The sequence below is a fragment of the Streptomyces sp. NPDC058373 genome (assembly GCF_042723275.1).
In the GTDB taxonomy this organism is placed as follows: domain Bacteria; phylum Actinomycetota; class Actinomycetes; order Streptomycetales; family Streptomycetaceae; genus Streptomyces.
Window position 1 is genome coordinate 118,397 of the sequence record NZ_JBHXJE010000010.1, and the last position, 18,504, is coordinate 136,900.

The 18,504-nt window shown below is 72.5% G+C and carries 16 protein-coding genes; 7 read left to right on the top strand and 9 right to left on the bottom strand.

The genetic code is table 11. The annotated features are described in order from the left end of the window. Nucleotides 1-13: 13 nt before the first annotated feature. The 3 genes from ACFWMZ_RS09455 to ACFWMZ_RS09465 form a co-directional block, all read right to left on the bottom strand. Nucleotides 14-796: an ABC transporter ATP-binding protein gene (locus ACFWMZ_RS09455; RefSeq protein ID WP_383200553.1), complete on the bottom strand. Its 783-nt coding sequence runs from the start codon at nt 794-796 to the stop codon at nt 14-16. Further along, nucleotides 769-1,662 (bottom strand): ABC transporter permease, encoded by an 894-nt coding sequence (locus ACFWMZ_RS09460; RefSeq protein ID WP_383171917.1) that lies wholly within the window; start codon nt 1,660-1,662, stop codon nt 769-771. Before ACFWMZ_RS09460 ends, ACFWMZ_RS09455 begins: the two co-directional genes overlap by 28 nt. 213 nt (nt 1,663-1,875) lie before the next feature. Continuing rightward, nucleotides 1,876-1,959 carry a putative leader peptide gene (locus tag ACFWMZ_RS09465; protein WP_350495123.1) on the bottom strand — a complete coding sequence of 28 codons (84 nt, stop codon included), beginning with the start codon at nt 1,957-1,959 and terminating at the stop codon, nt 1,876-1,878. Between the two features lie 212 nt (nt 1,960-2,171). Here ACFWMZ_RS09465 and ACFWMZ_RS09470 point away from each other — a divergent pair, with 212 nt between their 5' ends. Next, entirely contained in the window at nt 2,172-2,594 is a 423-nt protein-coding gene (locus ACFWMZ_RS09470) for a YjbQ family protein (RefSeq protein WP_383171919.1), read from the top strand. Between the two features lie 334 nt (nt 2,595-2,928). Here ACFWMZ_RS09470 and ACFWMZ_RS09475 read toward each other — a convergent pair whose 3' ends face one another. After that, complete coding sequence (locus ACFWMZ_RS09475; RefSeq protein WP_383171921.1) at nt 2,929-3,960, bottom strand: LacI family DNA-binding transcriptional regulator; 1,032 nt, start codon at nt 3,958-3,960, stop codon at nt 2,929-2,931. Between the two features lie 141 nt (nt 3,961-4,101). On the opposite strand from ACFWMZ_RS09475, the gene ACFWMZ_RS09480 reads away from it, so the two are divergent. The 4 genes from ACFWMZ_RS09480 to ACFWMZ_RS09495 all read left to right on the top strand — a co-directional run bounded on the left by ACFWMZ_RS09480 (nt 4,102) and on the right by ACFWMZ_RS09495 (nt 9,660). Beyond that, complete coding sequence (locus tag ACFWMZ_RS09480; protein ID WP_383200556.1) at nt 4,102-5,403, top strand: ABC transporter substrate-binding protein; 1,302 nt, start codon at nt 4,102-4,104, stop codon at nt 5,401-5,403. A 74-nt stretch (nt 5,404-5,477) separates the two neighbouring features. Beyond that, nucleotides 5,478-6,371 (top strand): carbohydrate ABC transporter permease, encoded by an 894-nt coding sequence (locus tag ACFWMZ_RS09485; protein ID WP_383172019.1) that lies wholly within the window; start codon nt 5,478-5,480, stop codon nt 6,369-6,371. After that, nucleotides 6,368-7,189: a carbohydrate ABC transporter permease gene (locus tag ACFWMZ_RS09490; protein WP_383171925.1), complete on the top strand. Its 822-nt coding sequence runs from the start codon at nt 6,368-6,370 to the stop codon at nt 7,187-7,189. The genes ACFWMZ_RS09485 and ACFWMZ_RS09490 overlap by 4 nt, the downstream gene beginning before the upstream one ends. Next, a complete protein-coding gene (locus ACFWMZ_RS09495) occupies nt 7,186-9,660 on the top strand; it encodes a glycoside hydrolase family 3 N-terminal domain-containing protein (RefSeq protein WP_383171927.1) in 2,475 nt (824 codons plus the stop codon). Before ACFWMZ_RS09490 ends, ACFWMZ_RS09495 begins: the two co-directional genes overlap by 4 nt. Nucleotides 9,661-9,956: 296 nt before the next feature. Here ACFWMZ_RS09495 and ACFWMZ_RS09500 read toward each other — a convergent pair whose 3' ends face one another. After that, a complete protein-coding gene (locus ACFWMZ_RS09500; protein ID WP_383171929.1) occupies nt 9,957-10,604 on the bottom strand; it encodes a TetR/AcrR family transcriptional regulator in 648 nt (215 codons plus the stop codon). Nucleotides 10,605-10,631: 27 nt separating this feature from the next. Next, the gene (locus ACFWMZ_RS09505; protein WP_383171931.1) at nt 10,632-12,152 is read right to left on the bottom strand and encodes an MFS transporter; all 1,521 of its coding nucleotides are present in this window, start codon (nt 12,150-12,152) and stop codon (nt 10,632-10,634) included. 660 nt (nt 12,153-12,812) lie between these two features. Between ACFWMZ_RS09505 and ACFWMZ_RS09510 the strand changes: the two genes are divergently transcribed. Continuing rightward, entirely contained in the window at nt 12,813-13,826 is a 1,014-nt protein-coding gene (locus ACFWMZ_RS09510; protein WP_383171933.1) for an aldo/keto reductase, read from the top strand. Nucleotides 13,827-13,866: 40 nt separating this feature from the next. Beyond that, complete coding sequence (locus ACFWMZ_RS09515) at nt 13,867-14,286, top strand: SRPBCC family protein (RefSeq protein WP_383171935.1); 420 nt, start codon at nt 13,867-13,869, stop codon at nt 14,284-14,286. Nucleotides 14,287-14,377: 91 nt separating this feature from the next. On the opposite strand, the gene ptsP is transcribed toward ACFWMZ_RS09515, so the two are convergent. The 3 genes from ptsP to ACFWMZ_RS09530 form a co-directional block, all read right to left on the bottom strand. Continuing rightward, nucleotides 14,378-16,069, bottom strand: coding sequence for a phosphoenolpyruvate--protein phosphotransferase (gene ptsP, locus ACFWMZ_RS09520; protein ID WP_383200558.1), 1,692 nt, complete (start codon nt 16,067-16,069; stop codon nt 14,378-14,380). After that, nucleotides 16,066-16,344 carry an HPr family phosphocarrier protein gene (locus ACFWMZ_RS09525; protein ID WP_383171939.1) on the bottom strand — a complete coding sequence of 93 codons (279 nt, stop codon included), beginning with the start codon at nt 16,342-16,344 and terminating at the stop codon, nt 16,066-16,068. Before ACFWMZ_RS09525 ends, ptsP begins: the two co-directional genes overlap by 4 nt. A 113-nt stretch (nt 16,345-16,457) precedes the next feature. Further along, nucleotides 16,458-18,491, bottom strand: coding sequence for a fructose-specific PTS transporter subunit EIIC (locus ACFWMZ_RS09530; RefSeq protein ID WP_383200561.1), 2,034 nt, complete (start codon nt 18,489-18,491; stop codon nt 16,458-16,460). Nucleotides 18,492-18,504 lie beyond the last annotated feature (13 nt).

Consider the following 18,504-nt stretch of genomic DNA (forward strand, 5'->3'; position numbering starts at 1 on the left):
CGTACGGCCGGGGTCAGGCGGCGGCCGCCGCGGTGTCCACGCCCAGCAGCTCCAGCAGCCCGGCACGGAGTTCGGCGAAGCGCGGGTCGGTCAGGCTGCGCGGGCGGGCCAGCGGGATGTCGACCTCGTGCGCGATGGCACCGCCGTCCATCACCAGGACCCGGTCCGCCAGCAGCACGGCCTCCTCGACGTCGTGGGTGACCAGCAGCACCGCGCAGCCGTGCCGCTGCCAGACCTCGCCGACCAGGTGCTGGGCCTTGATCCGCGTGAGCGCGTCGAGCGCCCCGAACGGCTCGTCGAGCAGGAGCAGATCGGGCTCCCGGACCAGCGCGCGGGCGAGCGAGGCACGCTGCGCCTCGCCACCCGAGAGGGTCTTGGGCCAGGCCCCGGCCCGGTCGCCGAGTCCGACCTCGTCCAGGGCGCGTTCGGCCCGGGCCCGGTCGGCGGCACCGTCGAGGCCCAGCAGGACATTGCGCCAGACCCGCTTCCACGGCATCAGCCGGGGCGACTGGAAGGCCACCGCCTTGCGGCGCGGGACCAGGGCGGTGCCGCTGATGTCCCGGTCGAGCCCGGCCAGGATGCGCAGCAGTGTGGACTTCCCGCAGCCGCTGCGGCCCAGCAGGGCCACGAACTCGCCCGGCGCGATCCGCAGGTCCAGGCCGTCCAGGACGCGCCTGCCGTCGAAGGCCCGGCTCAGGCCCTGCACCCGTACGGTCGCAGGGAGTTCGCCGTCCGTGCCGTCGGCGGCCGGGTCGGGCTCGGAGGGGTTCACCGTCCGGTGAAGGTCGGTCGCCATTGCAGCAGCAGCCTTTCGAGAGTGCGGACGGCGAAGTCGGCCAGCAGGCCGAGGAAGGCGTAGACGATGAGGCAGACCACGATGACGTCGGTCCGCAGGAAGTCCCGGGCCTGCACCATCAGGTAGCCGATGCCCGCGTCCGCGTTGACCTGCTCGGCGAAGACCAGCGCGAGCCAGGCGATACCGAGGGAGTAGCGCAGCCCCGTCATCGCTCCGGGGAGCGCCCCCGGCAGGACGACGTGGCGCACCAGTCCCCACCGGGAGAGCCCGAGGGACTCGCCCGCCTCGATGAGCTGGGAGTCCACACCACGGATGCCGGCGTAGACGTTGAGGTAGAGCGGGAACGTGACGCCCATCGTGATGATGGCGACCTTCGGCGCCTCGCCGATGCCGAACCAGATGATGAAGAGCGGGATCAGCCCCACGAACGGCACGGTCCGCAACATCTGGACGCTGGCGTCCACGAGGTCCTCGCCGGCCCGGAAGAGCCCCGAGAGCAGCGCCAGCCCGACCCCCACGACGAGCCCCAACAGCAGCCCCGCCGCGACCCGTTGGAGGGAGACGGCCATGGCGGACGGCAGCGACCCGTCCGCGACGAGGTCGACGGCCACCCGGGCGATGGTGCCCGGAGCCGCGAGGATGTCGGGCGGCAGAGCACCCGTGCTGCTGAGGATCTGCCAGAGCGCCAGCAGTAGGAGCGGCCCGGAGGTCCGCCGTGCCCATCGGGGCACCCGACTGCGCCGCCCGGCGGCCGCGGCCAGCGGCACCAGCTCGGGTTCCTTCCGGAGCGCGGTGGACGTGGACCCGGACGAGGACGGTGATGGTGAAACAGGGGATATGTCGGGCGGTGCGTGGTCGATACTCATGAAGGCTCCACGGCGGGGGAGGGCGAGCAGGGCGCGGGCAGGCAGGGCGCGGGCAGGTGGGGAGTGAGCCGGAACTGCGTGACCGGCCGAACGCGTACCGGGGACGGGTCCGTGCGGTACGGCGGCGGGTCAGGCGATGCGGGACACGCGGGACGGTGGCGTTCCGCTCAGCGGATCACGCCTCGCGCGCGGTGAAGGTGGGGAGGAAGGGCGTCAGCAGCCGCGACGACACGCGGCGGAAGCCACCCGCAGCAGGTCGATGTGACCGCGCGTGGTGAGCAGAACTGATCGCAACATGCCGCTGAACGTAGCGAGATGGTCCACGGACGGTCAATGGTGTCTCGGTAGGTGGACGCGGCGTATCAGAATCGTCGGAGGCCTGCCGGACGAGGGCCTGCCTCTCCTCGTTTCCGCTCCACACCGCACCCGGGTGTTCCCCCCGCCCTTGCCCCGGCTCTCCCGGGCGGGTCGCCCCGGACGCCTCTCGCTCCATGCCCGAGAATGGGGCCATGCCTGACGCCTTCGAAACCCGTGTCCTGCACCTGACGACCGGCTCCAGCGAGACGGTCCGCGACCTCACCGCCGACTGCTCGAGCTTCCTCGGCGACGTGGCGGCGGGCCGCGACGGCCTCCTCAACGTCTTCGTCCCCCACGCCACCGCCGGCATCGCCGTCCTGGAGACCGGCGCGGGCAGCGACGACGACCTCCTCGCCATCCTGGGGACCCTCCTCCCCGCCGACCACCCCTGGCACCACCGCCACGGCGCCCCCGGCCACGGCCGCGACCACGTCCTCCCGGCCCTCGTCCCACCCCACGCCACCCTCCCCGTGGTCAACGGAAGCCTGGAACTGGGGACTTGGCAGTCGGTGTGCTTGGTGGACACGAACGTGGACAACCCGGAGCGGAAGGTACGGCTGAGCTTCCTGGGCTGACCAAGACCGTTCAGCTGGGGCGTGCCGCCGATTCTCCGTACCATCGCGTGCTCGCCGGCGTGTATTAAGTCGAGCAGAGCGAGCAGGGCCTCGGCCACATGCCCGTCCATGAGCGTTCCGACCGTGGTGATACGCCGACGGGGCTCCGGTGTGAGGTGTGGATGGGCGAGCCGCTTGGCGGCCGGTCTCGTCTGTGCTCCAGCAGATTTTCAGGGCCGCCAGCCGGACGACCAGGAACTCACGGCGGAAGCGGGGCCGGGGCGTGGACCGCGGCCCTCAGCCGCCCATGGGCCGCGGCCCGTTACCGGCCAGGGACCGCGGCCCCACATGATGCTCAGTTCTCGGGCGGCGGCGCCGTGCTCTTGCGTACGACCAGGCTCGTGGCCAGCTCCAGCCGGGTGGACACCGGGTCCTGGGCCCGTAGCCGCATCAGCATCTGCGCGGCCTCCTCCGCCATCTGGCGCAGCGGCTGGTGGACCGTGGTCAGTGCCGGGCTGGCCCAGCGGGCGATGGACACGTCGTCGTAGCCGACCACCGAGAGGTCGTGGGGGACGCGCAGGCCGTGCACCCGGGCGGCTTCCAGTACACCGAGTGCCTGGAGGTCGCTGCCCGCGAAGATCGCGGTGGGCGGCTGGGGCCGGGACAGCATTTCGGCGGCGCGCTCGTATCCGCCCTCCACGTGGAAGTCGCCGAACAGGATGAGTCCGGGGTCCACCTTCAGCCCCGCCATGGTCATCGCCGACCGGTAGCCGTCGAGCCGAGCGCGGGAGCAGAGCATGTCCTCGGGGCCGGTGATGACCCCGATGCGCCGGTGCCCGCACTCGATGAGATGGCGGGTGGCGGCCAGCCCGCCATTCCAGTTGGCCGAGCCGACCGAGGGCACGTCGGGGTCGGGGTCGCCCGCCGGATCGATGATGACGAACGGGATCGAACGCGCCCTGAGCTGCTGTTTCACCTCGCTGGGCAGGGCGGAGAAGACCAGGACGACACCGAGCGGCCGCCGCTGGAGCATCGCCTCCATCCAGTCGGGGCTGGGCGAGTGGCGGGTTCCGCTCTCGGTGAGGACGACCCCGGCGCCGTGGGCCTTGGCGACGTTCTCCACCCCCCGGATCAGCTCCATCGCCCAGATGCTCTCCAGCTCGTGGAACACGATCTCGATGAGCGGCGCCTCGCGGGCCGACCGTGTGGTGCGCCGGTACGCATGGGCCTCCAGCAGGCGCTCCACCTTGTCCCTCGTGGGAGACGCCACGTCCTGCCGTCCGTTGAGGACCTTCGAAACTGTCGAAACGGAGACGCCGGCCCGCTGGGCCACCTGCGCCAGGGTGATGCGGCCCATCTTCTCGTCATCGCGCATGGCCAGGAGCATAAAGCACAAGACAACTGCCACCTAGGCGTAACGCTTTGATAACGCGGTGACCGAGGGTTGACCCCCTCAGATGAGGAGTTCTAGCGTCCCGACCCAGGAAGTTTCGGTAACCGTGCCGAAAAAGTTTCGAAAGGTGAGTCGATGAGGCAACGCGCACGGTTCTCGCGGACCGTTGTCGTCGGTGGTGCCGCGCTGGCCCTGGTGCTGGCCCTGTCCGGGTGCGGAGGAGATTCCGACGCGGCCGCCGACGACACCATCCACGTCCTGGTCTACGGGGACGCGGCGAACAAGGTGGAGAAGGAGCTCGTCGCCACCTTCAACAAGACGTCGAAGGTGAAGGCCGTCCTGGACACGATCCCGGGCGCCGACTACCAGGCCAAGCTGCAGACGATCATCAGCAGCAAGCAGGCGCCGGACGTCTTCTTCAACTGGGGCGGCGGCAGTATCAAGCCGTTCGTCGACGCCGACCTCCTGCTCCCGATGGACCCCTTCATCGCCAAGGACCCCGACCTCAAGGAGAAGTTCCTGCCGTCCGTGTTCAACAGCGCGGTGGTCGACGGCACGTCCTACGGGATCCCCATGCGCGGTACGCAGCCCGTGCTGCTGTTCCACAACGGCAAGGCCCTCGAGAAGGCGGGTGTCGAACCCCCGAAGACCTGGGACGACCTGCTGGCGGCGGTCAAGGCCCTGAAGGCCGACGGCGTCACCCCGATCGCGCTGGGTGGCGGCGACCGGTGGCCGACACTGATGTGGTTCGAGTACCTGTACGACCGCATCGCCGGCCCGGAGTTCTTCCAGAAGGCCCTGGAAGGCGACCGGGACGCCTGGGCGAGCCCGGACAGCCGGAAGGCACTGAGCAAGATCAGGGAACTGGTGGACGCCGGGGCCTTCGGCACCAACTACGACTCGGTGAAGTTCACCGACCAGGGTTCCGCCACGCTCCTGGCGACCGGCAAGGCCGGCTTCGAGCTGATGGGCTCGTGGGAGTACTCGACGCAGCAGGACGCGCATCCCGAGTTCGCCAAGAGCGACCTCGGATACAGCGCCTTCCCCGCCGTCGAAGGCGGCAAGGGCGACCAGGCGAACCTCGTCGGCAACACCAACAACTTCTACTCCGTGCTGAAGAAGACGAAGCACCCGCAGGCCGTCGCCGAGTTCCTGAAGCTCATGTACTCGGACCAGTTCGTCAAGGCGCAGCTCGGCATCGGCAACCTGCCGACCACGACGAACACCGAAGGCTTCCTGGACACCGCCGCCAGCCCCGAGTTCGCGAAATTCCAGTACGACATGGTCAAGGAGGCCCCGGCGTTCCAGCTCTCCTGGGACCAGGCGTACCCCCAGTCGGCGGCCACCTCGATGTACCAGGCCCTCCAGCAGTTCTTCAACGGCTCGATGGACGAGGACGCCTTCATCGAGGCCATGCAGGCGCTGCCGACCCCGTGAGCCCACTGAAATCCGGACTCGGAACACATGACATGACCCGAACCGCAGCACCCTCCGCGGCCGGCGAGACGGGCATGGGGGCCGGCTCGTCCGGCATCGGAGCGGGCCGCCCGGGATTCCTCTGGGCGGTCCCCGCCGCTGTCTTCTTCGGCCTCTTCGCCATCGTCCCGCTCATCATGGTCGCCGTACTCTCCTTCGCCAGCTGGGACGGTCTGAGCGGCCCGGAATTCGCCGGCCTCGACAACTGGAGGAAGCTCCTCGACGACCCCGTCATGATCAAGAGCCTCTGGCTGAGCGTCCTGCTCACCGTGCTCGGGGTCGCCGTCCAGACCCCGCTGAGCATCCTGCTCGGGGTCTGGGCGGCGGGGCACCAGCGCAACCGGGCCGTCCTGTCCGCCATCTACTTCGTCCCGATGCTGCTGTCCATCGCGGCCGTGTCCGTGCTGTGGCGCGCCGTCCTCGACCCCAACCTCGGTGTCCCGGCGCAGGTCGCATGGCTGTTCGGCGACGGCAACCTGTTCGGGACGCAGGCCACGGCGATCGGCGTCCTGGTCTTCGTCAGCACCTGGCAGTTCACCCCACTGCACACGCTGATCTACCAGGGCGCGGCGCGCGCGGTGCCGCCGGTCCTCTACCAGGCGGCGCAGATCGACGGCGCGGGCACGGTGCGGCAGTTCTTCCACATCACGCTGCCGCAGCTGCGCAACTCGATCATCACCTCCATGATCCTGATGGTGGTCGGCGGACTCACGACCTTCGACACCGTGCTCATCCTGACCCAGGGCGGACCGGGGAGCGACACCACCATCAGCGCGTACTACATGTACCAGAAGGCGTTCAAGAGCTTCGACTACGGAGCGGCCTCCACCATCGCCCTCCTCCTGGTCCTCGTCTCCACGGTCATCTCGCTGATCATGGTGCGGCTCTCGGGCTACGACAAGATGCGCAGCACCATGGAGGGACTGTGAGGAAGAGCCGTCCCAACTACCTCGCCGGTTTCGGCTCGATGGTCTGGCTCCTCGTGGTGGGGCTGCCGCTGTACGTGATGCTCGTCGCCACGTTCCAGTCGCGCCCCGACTACGCGGCCAACGGCCCGCTGGCCTTCCCCCAGCGCTTCACGTTCGACAACTACGTCAACGACCTCAACAGCGGCTTCGCGCAGTACTTCCTCAACACCGTCATCGTCACCGTGTGCGTGGTGGGCATCGTCGTCCTTCTCGTCCCGCCGCTGGCGTACACCATCGTCAGGAGCCGGGGCCGCGCCACCACCACGGTCTTCCGGCTGTTCCTCCTGGGCCTGGCGATCCCCTCGCAGGCGGTCATCGTCCCGATGTTCTTCGTCATCAGCGAGGCCGGTCTCTACGACAGCCTCATCGGTGTCATCCTGCCGACGGCGGCCTTCGCCATGCCGGTGTGCGCCCTGATCCTGACGGGGGTGATGCGTGACATCACCCCCGATCTGTACGAGGCGATGACGATGGACGGTGCCTCGCCCCGGCGGGTCTTCTTCCAGCTGGTGCTGCCGCTCTCCAAGAGCGGGGTCTCGACGATCGTCGTCTTCTCCGCGCTCCAGGCGTGGAACGGCTTCCTCTTCCCCCTCGTTCTGACGCAGTCGGCGGAGACCAAGGTGATCACCATGGGGCTCTACGAGTTCCAGACGGAACACGGAGTCGACACCCCCGGCCTGCTCGCCGCAGTCGTCCTGTCCATGCTCCCCATCCTGATCGTCTACCTGTTCGCACGTCGGGCCCTGGTCCAGGGTCTGATGGGGGTAGGAGGAAAGTGACCGCCAACATCGACAACGCCGGCGTGCAGACACCCGCCGAGGCCGCCGACTCCCGGGCGCCGGTGTCCGGCACCACGGAACACCGCACCGGACCCTGGCGCGACGCCACTCTCGCTCCCGAGGCCAGGGCCGACGCCCTGATCGCCGCCATGACCCTCCAGGAGAAGATCTCCCAGCTCTTCGGCGTCTGGGTGGGCGCGTCCGACGAGGGCGCCGAGGTCGCGCCGTTCCAGCACGACATGGAGGAGGCCGTCGCCCTCGACGACCTTCTTCCGCACGGCCTCGGCCAGCTGACCCGCCCGTTCGGAACGGCCCCGGTCGACCCGGCCTTGGGGGCCCTCTCGCTGGCGCGCACCCAGGAGCGAATCGCCGGGGCGAATCGCTTCGGCATACCGGCGCTCGCCCATGAGGAATGCCTTGCGGGCTTCGCCACCTGGGGCGCGACCGCCTACCCGGTGCCGCTGTCCTGGGGCGCCACCTTCCACCCGGAGCTGGTCCGTGAGATGGCCGCCGCGATCGGCCGCGACATGCGTTCCGTCGGAGTGCACCAGGGGCTCGCCCCTGTCCTCGACGTCGTCCGCGACGCACGCTGGGGCCGCGTCGAGGAGACGATCGGTGAGGACCCGTACCTGGTGGGTACCGTCGCCACCGCCTACGTGCGGGGGCTGGAGTCGGCCGGGGTCGTCGCCACGCTCAAGCACTTCGCCGGGTACTCCGCCTCACGCGCGGGCCGCAATCTCGCCCCCGTCGGCATGGGCACGCGGGAGCGGGCCGACATCATCCTGACCCCGTTCGAGATGGCCGTACGGGAAAGCGGCGTACGGTCCGTCATGCACGCCTACACCGACACCGACGGAATCCCCTCCGCGGCCGACGGGCTGCTGCTGACCGGCCTGCTCCGTGACACCTGGGGCTTCGACGGGACCGTTGTCGCGGATTACTTCGGCATCGCGTTCCTGAAGACGCTGCACGGCGTGGCGGGGACCTACGGGGAAGCGGCCGGTGCCGCACTCGGCGCGGGCGTGGACGTGGAACTGCCGACCGTCAAGACGTTCGGCAGCCCGTTGACCGACGCGATCGCCGAGGGCCTCGTACCTGAGGCGCTGGTGGATCGGGCGGTACGCCGAGTGCTGGTCCAGAAAGCTCAGTTGGGGCTGCTGGACGCGGAGTGGAGGCCGGTGCCGCCGGTACTCGTCGGAGCCGCGGGTGCGGACGGCTCCGCGGGCGAGGCCTCCGAGGCGCTGCGCGGGACCGTCCGTCTCGACACCGACGAGAACCGCGCGCTCGCCCGCCGCGTCGCCGAACAGGCCGTGGTACTCCTGCGCAACGACGGCACCCTGCCCCTGGCGGCGGACGCGGCCGCCGGAGCCCCGGCCCGCATCGCGCTCATCGGGCCCAACGCCGACACCCCGACGGCCGTCCTCGGCTGCTACGCCTTTCCCGTCCACGTCGGGGGCCGGCACCCCGGGACCCCGCTCGGCGTCGAGCTGCCCACCCTGCGCGAGGCATGTGCGGCGGAGTTCCCGCACAGCGAGATCGTCACCGCGCAGGGTGCGGACATCGACGGCCCGGCCACCGGCGGGTTCGGTGAGGCCGTCGATTTGGCCAGGGGCGCCGACCTCGTGATCGTCGCACTCGGCGACCGGGCCGGTCTCTTCGGGCGTGGCACGAGCGGGGAGGGCTGCGACGCGGAGAACCTGGCACTCCCCGGTGTCCAGCAGCAGCTGCTCGACACCCTCCTCGACACGGGCACCCCCGTCGTCGTCACCCTGCTCGCCGGACGCCCCTACGCCCTCGGGCGTGGGGCGGATGAGGCAGCCGCGGTGGTGCAGTCGTTCTTCCCCGGCGAGGAAGGAACCAAGGCCATCGCCTCGGTGCTCAGCGGCCGCACCGAACCGTCCGGCCGGCTGCCCGTCAGCGTGCCGCGCCACCCGGGCTCCCAGCCCTCCACCTACCTGGCGGCGCGGCTGGGCCACTCCAGCGATGTGTCCAGTGTCGATCCGACCCCGGCGTTCGGGTTCGGCCACGGTCTGACGTACACCACCTTCGAGTGGGGCGACCTCGTCGTGGAGAACGGACGGGCATCGACGGAAGGGGAGTTCACGCTTTCCTGCACCGTCCGCAACACCGGTGCGCGGGAGGGGACCGAAGTGGTCCAGGTATATCTGCACGACCCGGTCGCCTCCGTGGTCCAGCCGGTGCAGCGCCTCATCGGATACGTACGCCTCGACCTGGATCCCGGACGGGCGGCCAGGGTGCGGGTGGCGGCCCCGGCGGAGCTCGCGTCCTTCACGGGCCGCGACGGCCACAGGATCGTCGAGCCGGGCGATCTCGAACTGCGGCTGAGCGCGTCGAGCACCGACACGCGCCTCACGGCCCGGGTCACGCTGACCGGGCCGGTACGAACGGTCGACCACACCCGTCGGCTGCACATGGGCGTCGCGACGGAGATCCTCACGGACGCGCCGTAGTCCGGCGCACACCGACGAAAAGGACCCTCGCGGGTGGGACGTCCACCCGCGAAGGTCCTTTCGTCCGCCTTCCGGCCGAACGCTTCGGTCAGGCCCGCTACGGTCGGGCTGCCTCGGCGGAGGCCGGCGGACACGAAGGGGGGGAGCCCCAGCGCCGGGTGCGGCTGAGCTTCCCGGGCTGACCAGGATCATTCCCAAGATGAGCGGCTACGGCTCGAAGGGGGCCAAGGAGCACGTGGAGAGCCTGTTGTCACCCGGCGGCGTCTACGTCCACCTCGGCCAAGGGCCGCGGGCGGTCAGCCGGACGCGCCCTGGCCGTCGCCGGACGTGCCGGTGCCGTCCGGCGCCGGCACGGGCGAGGTTGCCGAGGCCTGCGCCCGGGCGGCGGACTCCAGCATGGCGCCGACCGTCTCCGGGCTCAGCGCGGCCAGGTCGTCGAAGAGGCCGCTCGACCGCATGGCGATGACACCGACCAGGCAGGAGACCAGGACTTCGGCGCGCGCGCCCGGATCGTCGGCGCCCTCCGCCGCCAGCCGGGCAGCGAGCGGAGCCACCAGTCGGGCCCGCATCTCCTCGGCCGCGGCGGCACGTACCTCGGGGGCGTTGCCCTGCGAGAGCAGCGCCTGTACCAGGGGCCCAGGCGCTCCTCGCTGGTCGGCACGCCCGAGCGCGTACGCGGTGAACGCCGCCAGCTCGGCGGGTTCCGGGGAGGCCGCCACCTCGCGGCTCTCCTCGGCCACGGCCGACCGGTAGAGGGCGGCTTTGCTGCCGAAGTACCGCGCGACCAGGGAGCCGTCGGCTCCGGCGCGCTCGCCGATGTCCCGGAGCGTCACCGCGTCGTAGCCGTGGCGGCCGAACAGCTCGCGGGCGGCTTCCAGCAGCGCGGCCCGGGTGGCGTCCGCGTCGCGCTTCCTGCCTCGCGCGTGTCCCGCGGGCGAGCCCATGGCTGGTCCTTTCCGGCCCGGATCGTGTCAGCTCCCGGGACCGCGGCGGACGATACCCGACGCGGCGCCCGCCTCCCGCGACCGCGGTGCCGGGCCCCGTGACACGACCGCGTCCACCGGTTCCGGTGCGCCACGGCGCCGGGGCGGCAGGACGACCGCAGTGAGGAACCCGAGGAAGGACGCCCCCGCGGTGATCAGGAGGGCCGTGGTGTAGGCGGAGCTCTCGGGGACGTCGCCGCCGGCGGGGGTGTGGGCGAGCATGACGGCGGAGACGGCGGCGCTGCCGACGGAGCCGCCGACCGTGCGCAGGACCTGGTTGAAACTGGTGGCGCTGGCCGTCTCCGACGGCGGCACGTGCCGGACGATGAGCAGCGGCATCACCGCGTACGCCGCTCCCACGCCCGCGCCGAGCAGGAAAGTGCCGAGGACGAGCACGGCCACGTGGTCGCGCCACAGCGCGAGCATGAGCAGGTCGGCGGTGACCACGAGGGAGCCCACGGGGAGGACCTTGTACGGCCCGAACCGGGACACCAGTGCCGAGGCGGCCCGGTTGGCCGTCAGGCTGCCGAAGGAGATGGGTAGCAGCACGAGCCCGGTCGCGGTGAGGGAGAGCTGGAAGCCGTACCCCGCCCCGGCGGGGACCTGGGTGTAGAGGTTGATCAGGGACAGCACGCCGAACATGCCGATGCCGGTGAGCAGGGCGGTCGCGTTGGCCGCGAGGACGGCGCGGTTGCGGACCAGGCGGATGTCGACCAGGGGAGAGGGGGTACGGAGGGCCTGGGTGATCCAGAGCGCGAGCACCGCGGCTCCGGCGCCGAGGCAGCCGAGGGTCGCGCCCGACGCCGGTCCCCACGCCATGCCCTGGCTCAGGGCCAGGAGTATCAGGGCCAGCCCGGAGCAGAGCAGGGTCGCGCCCGCCACATCGAGCGGACGCCGCGGGATCTTCGAGCCCGCGGGCACCGCCCACTTCACGACCACCAGCGCGAGACCGCTCAGCAGCGCCGCGAACCAGAAGCCGGCGCGGTAGTCGAGGTGCTGGGCGATGACGCCGGTCAGGGGGTAGCCGATTCCCGCGCCCACCGACGTGGTGACCGACAGCGAGGCGATTCCGGAGCGCATCCGCTCGGCGGGCAGGTGCTCACGGGCGACGGAGATCGCCAGCGGCAGCAGACCCATGCCCACGCCCTGCAGGACGCGCCCCACCAGCAGCCACGCGAAGCCTGGGGCGGCCGCCGCGAGGACACTGCCGGCCAGCACGCTCGTCAGTGCCCCCTGGATGGCCCCGCGCCGGTGCGGCCCGTCGCCGAGCCGCCCCAGCACCGGACCGGCGACGGCTCCGGCCAGCAGGGTCGCGGTCAGCATCCACTGGGCCGCGCTGAGCGAAACGTGCTGCTCCCGGGCGACGGTCGGCACCATGGGCGCGCCGAGCGTGCTGACCACGGACACCGTGAGGGCGGTGAACATCAGGGACGGGAGGAGGAGCCGCGGCCGACCTGCGTCGCCCCGGCGGCCGTCGTGCGGACGCGTCTGCGCGCGCGGCTCGGCCATGCTGGGTGTCCTTTCCGGTGGGACCTTAGTCATCAGTCAATGTCATTGCATGATGACATACGGTGCGGGACGCGGGTCTCCGCCAGATGGCAGCCCCTGGCAAGTCGCGTGATGCAGGTGGTGATCACCGGGTCCGCGCCGCGTGCCTCGCCGTCCGCTGCTTGCCGGTGGCCTCCGGCGTGTCGATGGCGGCGTTCGGTGCCAGGTCGCCCTCGCGCGGGAGCCGTCCGTAGTTGGCGCCGACGACGGTGGCCGATGCCTTGATGCGGTGCTCGGTCGTGGTGGCGCTGGCCGCGTAGCCGCCTCCGCCGCAGACGCCGAGGGCGCCGATGCGCTCCTCGTCCCGTGTTCCGAAGATCGCCTACGACTACCTTGCGCGAGGCGCCGAAGGGCGGCGAGTCGGGGGCCGGGGCGGCCGGGCGGGGAGCGCGCGGCCGTCGGAGTCCGGGGCGCGGACCTCGATCGCCTCATGCGTCTCCAGTCGGGCGTCTGAACCACCAGCGGCCAGGGTTGTGCCGGCGGGGCCCTGATCGCCGGCGCCCGTACGAGCGATCCGGCCATTCGCATTATGAGGCGCCTGCAAGTATTGTGAACGCACGTAGTAGGCGCGAGCCGATAAAAACGGCTCGCGTCCACCAACCCGTCACGAAAGGCCGCTCCATGCGCCTCACCACCCTGCTTCCCGGACAGCTCGGGTTCGGCACCGCCCCGCTCGGCAACATGTTCCGGGCCATCCCCGAGGACGAGGTCCAGGCCACCCTCCAGGCGGCCTGGGACCAGGGCGTCCGGTACTACGACACCGCCCCCTTCTACGGCGCGGGCCTCGCCGAGCTGCGGCTGGGCGAACTGCTCTCCCGGCAGCCCCGCGACTCGTACGTCCTCTCCACCAAGGTCGGGCGGGTCGTCCTCGACGAGGAGGAGGACCCCGCCGCCCGTGAACTCGGCGAGAAGGGCGGGCTCTTCGAGCACGGCCGGCCCAACAAGATGGTCAACGACTACTCGGCCGACGCCACCCTGCGCTCCGTCGAGGACAGCCTCCGGCGCCTGGGCACCGACCGGCTGGACATCGTCTGGGTGCACGACATCGCCCAGGACTTCTACGGCGACACCTGGCTCCACCACTTCGAGACGGCCCGCACCGGCGCCTTCCGCGCGCTGTCGAAGCTGCGCGACGAGGGCGTCATCAAGGCGTGGGGCCTCGGCGTGAACAAGGCCGAGCCGATCGAGCTCACCCTCGACCTGGACGAGCCGCGACCCGACGGCTTCCTCCTCGCGGGCCGGTACACCCTCCTCGACCACGACCGCGCCCTCCAGCGCCTGCTGCCCGCGGCCGCCGAACGCGGCGTGGACATGGTCGTCGGCGGCCCCTACAGCTCCGGCGTCCTCGCCGGGGGGACGCACTTCGAGTACCAGGACGCCTCGCCCGAGATCATCGAGCGGGTCCGCCGTATCCGGGAGATCGCCGAGCGGCACGACGTCAGCGTCAAGGCCGCCGCCCTGCAGTTCTCCCTCGCCCACCCCGCCTCGGCCGCCGTCATCCCCGGCGCCACCCGGCCCTCGCGGATCGCCGAGGACGTGGCCGCGCTCCAGGAGAACGTCCCCGCCGCCTTCTGGGCCGATCTGCGCGCCTCCGGCCTGGTCGGCGCCGCCGCCCCGCTTCCCGCCTCGGCCTGACGCGGGAGCACCACCAGCTCAGCCCCCCAGGAGAACCACCATGGCATCCACCTCCGTGAGCCGGATCGTCCCGGCCGCCCCCGACCAGGTCTGGCAGCTGATCGGCGGCTTCCACGCCCTGCCCGACTGGCTCCCGTACATCCCGCGGAGCACCTCGCTGGAAGGCGGCCGCGCCCGCGAACTGCACAACGCCGACGGCGAGGTGATCGTCGAGCGGATGGAAGGGTTCAGCGAGCGGGAGCGCCACTACACGTACACGATCCTCAAGGCGCCGTTCCCCGTCCGCGGTTACCTCTCGACCCTGCGGGTCCACGCCGTGCCCGGGGAGCCCGGGGCCGCCGAGGTGCAGTGGTCCGGCCGCTTCGCCCCCGACGGCGTGACCGAGGCCGAGGCGGTCGACCTCTTCACCGGCATCTACAGCGAGGGCCTGGACGCCCTGCACACCACCCTCGCGGGGTGAACCGGGCCCGGGCACACACACCGCGGACGGGACCCGTGCGGCGCTCATCGCCGTACGGGTCCCGTCCGTCGCGGTGAGGTCCGATGTCCGTCTACGCCGTGCCGGCGGACGCCTCCGCGACCCTCGTGCGGGCCGCCGCCGCGTCCGGCGCCGCCAGCGCGAGGCGTGCCAGTTCCCGGCACTCCTCCAGCGTCCGGGAGGCGAGTGAGGCGCGGACGTCCGCGAGGCAGCCGGGGGCAGCCGACAGGCTGGTCACCCCGAGACCGACCAGGACCAGGGCGAGCAGCGGGTCGGCCGCCGCCTCGCCGCACACCCCGACCGGCCGCCCCTGCGCCGCCCCGGCTTCGGCGGTCTGCCGGACGAGCTCCAGCAGCGCCGGCTGCCACGGGTCGAGCAGACCGGCCAGCGAGCCGAGCATCCGGTCGGCGGCGAACGCGTACTGGGCGAGGTCGTTGGTGCCGATGCTCAGGAAGTCGCACACCTCGGCCAGCCGCCCGGCGCGCAGGGCCGCCGCGGGCACCTCGACCATCGCGCCCACTGTGCGCAGGCCGTGCTCCCTGGCCTGTTCGGCGAAGGCCAGCGCCTCGGCCGGTACGGACACCATGGGGGCCATCACCCAGACGTCGGCGGTGGTCCCGTGCGCCGCCTCGGCGACCGCCGCGAGCTGGGTGTCGAGCAGCCCGGGGTCGCGGACGGCGGTACGCAGGCCCCGGACGCCCAGTGCCGGGTTGGGCTCGTCGGCGGCGGTGGCGAACGGCAAGGGCTTGTCCGCCCCCGCGTCCAGGGTGCGGACGACCACGCGGCGGCCCGCGAAGGCCTCGAAGACCTGGCGGTAGGCGGCGCTCTGCTCCTCGGCGTCCGGAGCGGTGGTGCGGTCCAGGTAGAGGAACTCGGTGCGGAACAGCCCCACGCCCTCACTGTCGGCCGCGGCCGCCGCCGACAGTTCGTGCGGCGCGCCCAGGTTGACCATCAGCCGGACCGGGTGGCCGTCGGCCGTGCGGCCGGGGCCGCCGACCCGGGCCGCCGCCCGCCTGCGCCGCTCCTCCTCGGCGGCGGCCGCGGCCACCCGCTCCGCCGACGGGTCGGCGAGTACGGTGCCGGCGCCGCCGTCCACCAGGACCGGCGTCCCGTCCGTGAGCGAGGCGGCACCCGGGCAGGCGACGACGGCCGGCAGCCCCAGGATCTTGGCGAGGATCGCGGTGTGGCTGGTCGGGCCGCCTTCCTCGGTGACCAGCGCGCGGACCCGCGCCGGGTCGAGGAGCGCGGTGTCGGCGGGGGCCAGATCGGCGGCGACCAGGACGTACGGGTGCCCGGGGTCCGGCAGCCCCGGCATCGGCAGCCCCAGCGCGTGTGCCACGGCCCGGTCGCGCAGGTCCTCGAGGTCGGCGACGCGTTCGGCGAAGTACCCGCCCGCCGCCCGCAGCGTCGCGGCGAACCCGGCGAACGCCTCCGCCAGCGCGTGCGGCGCGTCCTGGCCCTCCCGGACCTGGGCCTCGGCACTGTCGGCGAGGGCAGGGTCGGCCGCCATCATCCCGAGGGCCGTCAGGACGTCGGCCGCCTCGCCGTCGGCCGCGGCGGCGCGGCGTGCGAGGTCGTCGGCGACCGCCGCGAGCGCGGCCCGGGCGGCCGCCACCTCGGCGGGCAGCTCCGCGTCGGCCACGGTGCGGGGCGCGGGCAGGGCGGGGGGCGGGGCCATCCGGGCCACGGGCCCCGAGGCGGTGCCGCCGCCGACGCCTATGCCGTGCAGCGGGGCGGCGCCCGCCGTGCGCGGGGCGCCGGTCATGCCGACTCCACGGCGTCGTGGTCGGCGGCGACGAGCGCGGTCAGTTCCTCCAGCGCGGCGTCGGCGCCGTCGCCCTCGGCGGCCAGGACCAGCGTCTCGCCGTGCTTGGCGCCGAGGGCGAGGACCGAGAGCATGCTGCGGGCGTCGACCGCCTGCTGCCCCGGGCGGCCCACGGTGACGGCGACGGGCTGGCGGGCGGCCGCCTGGACGAAGAGGGAGGCGGGGCGGGCGTGCAGTCCGGAGCTCGAACCGATGACGACGTTGCGCTCGGGCATGGGAGGGCCTTCCTGGGAGGGGGATCTCTGGTGGTGGGGGAGGGGGAACGGGGTTCGGGCCCGCCCGGGAGGGGTGCGGCCCGGCGCGGGCCGGGCCGCGCCCCTCGGCCGGGTCAGGCGGAGACGGGCTCGCCCGCCGGGGTGTCCGCCGCGGCCGGGGCCGCCGGCTGCTTGCGGCGGCTCTTGAGGAGGACGACCAGACCGGCGGTGACGACCGTGCCGGCGGCGATGGCCACCACGTAGAGCAGCGCGCTGCCGATCAGCGGGACGACGAACAGGCCGCCGTGCGGGGCGCGCAGGGTCGCGCCGAACGCCATCGACAGGGCGCCGGTGACGGCGCCGCCCGCCATCGCCGACGGGATGACCCGCAGCGGGTCGGCCGCGCCGAACGGGATGGCGCCCTCGGTGATGAACGAGGCGCCCAGCACCCAGGCGGCCTTGCCGTTCTCCTGCTCGGCCTTGCTGAAGAGCCGGGCCCGGACGGTGGTGGCCAGCGCCATGCCCAGCGGCGGCACCATGCCCGCCGCCATCGCCGCGGCCATCACCTTGAGGCTGCCGTCGGTCGGGGCGGCGAGGCCGCCCACGGCGAAGGCGTACGCGACCTTGTTGACCGGGCCGCCCAGGTCGAAGCACATCATGAGGCCGAGCAGGACGCCGAGCAGGACCGCGTTGGCGCCGGAGAGTTCGCCGAGCCAGTCGGTCATGGCCTTCTGGAAGGAGGCGATCGGCCCGCCCACCACGACGAACATCAGGAAGCCGACGACCGCAGAGGAGACCAGCGGGATCACCACCACCGGCATGATGCCCCGCAGCACGGGCGGGATATCGAGCCGCTGGATGGCGGCGACCACCGTACCGGCGAGCAGACCGGCGACCAGGCCGCCGAGGAAGCCCGCGTCGATGGTGACGGCGATGGCGCCGCCGACGAAACCGGGGACGAGACCGGGCCGGTCGGCCATCCCGTAGGCGATGAACCCGGCGAGGACGGGGACCAGGAAGCCGAAGGCGGCCTGGCCGGTCTGGAACATCAGGGCGGCCCAGCTCGCCGACTCGCCCCAGGCGAAGTGCTCGGCGACGGACGGCGCGTCGCTGATCCGGTAGCCGCCGACGGCGAACGCCAGGGCGATGAGCAGTCCGCCCGCCGCGACGAAGGGCACCATGTAACTGACGCCGGTCATCAGCCAGGTACGCAGCCGGGTGCCGAACCCCTCACCCTCGGTGTCCTCGTCCATCGGCGCCCGGTCGGCCGCCGCCGGGTCCTTCGAGGTGTCGACGGACGCGGCCGCCGGGGCGTGCGCGGCCTTCTCGCGGGCCTCCGCGATGAGGGCGGCCGGCCGGTTGATGGCGGCCTTGACCCCGACGTCGACGGTGGGCTTCCCGGCGAAACGCGCCTTCTCGCGGACCTCGACGTCGTGGGCGAGGATCACCGCGTCGGCCGCGGCCACGACGTCCGGGTCGATCCGGCGGAAACCGGCCGACCCCTGCGTCTCGACCCGCAGGTCGACGCCTTCCTCCTCGCCCGCCCGCTGGAGCGCCTCGGCCGCCATGTACGTGTGGGCGATGCCGGTGGGGCAGGAGGTGACGGCCACGATGCGGAAGGGGGCGGGTTCCGGTCCGGCGGAGGCTCCGTCCGTGGCTGAGGGCGCCTCGGGGGTCGCGCCGCCGGCCGCGTCGGCGGGCACCTCGGCGGCACCGGTGGGCGCGGGCGCCTCGCCCCGGACGAGGGCGGCGGCGCGGGCGGGGTCCCGCTCGGCGCGCAGCGCCTCGGTGAAGCCGCTGTCCGCGAGCCGCCGGGCCAGGGCCGACAGGATGGTCAGATGGGCGTCGTCGGCCCCGGCCGGGGCCGCTATCAGGAAGATCAGGTCGGCCGGACCGTCCGGCGCGCCGAAGTCGATGCCTTGCGCACTGCGCCCGAAGGCCAGAGTCGGCTCGGTGACGTGGGCGCTGCGGCAGTGCGGGATGCCGATGCCGCCGTCCAGGCCGGTCGGCATCTGCGCCTCCCGGGCCGCGACGTCGGCGAGGAAGGCGTCGAGGTCGGTGACCCGCCCCGCGGCGACCATCCGTTCGGCGAGCGACCGGGCGGCCGCCTCCTTCGTGTCGGCGGAGAGGTCGACATCGACCAGGTCTGCGGTGATGAGCTGACTCATCGCACGGCTCCTA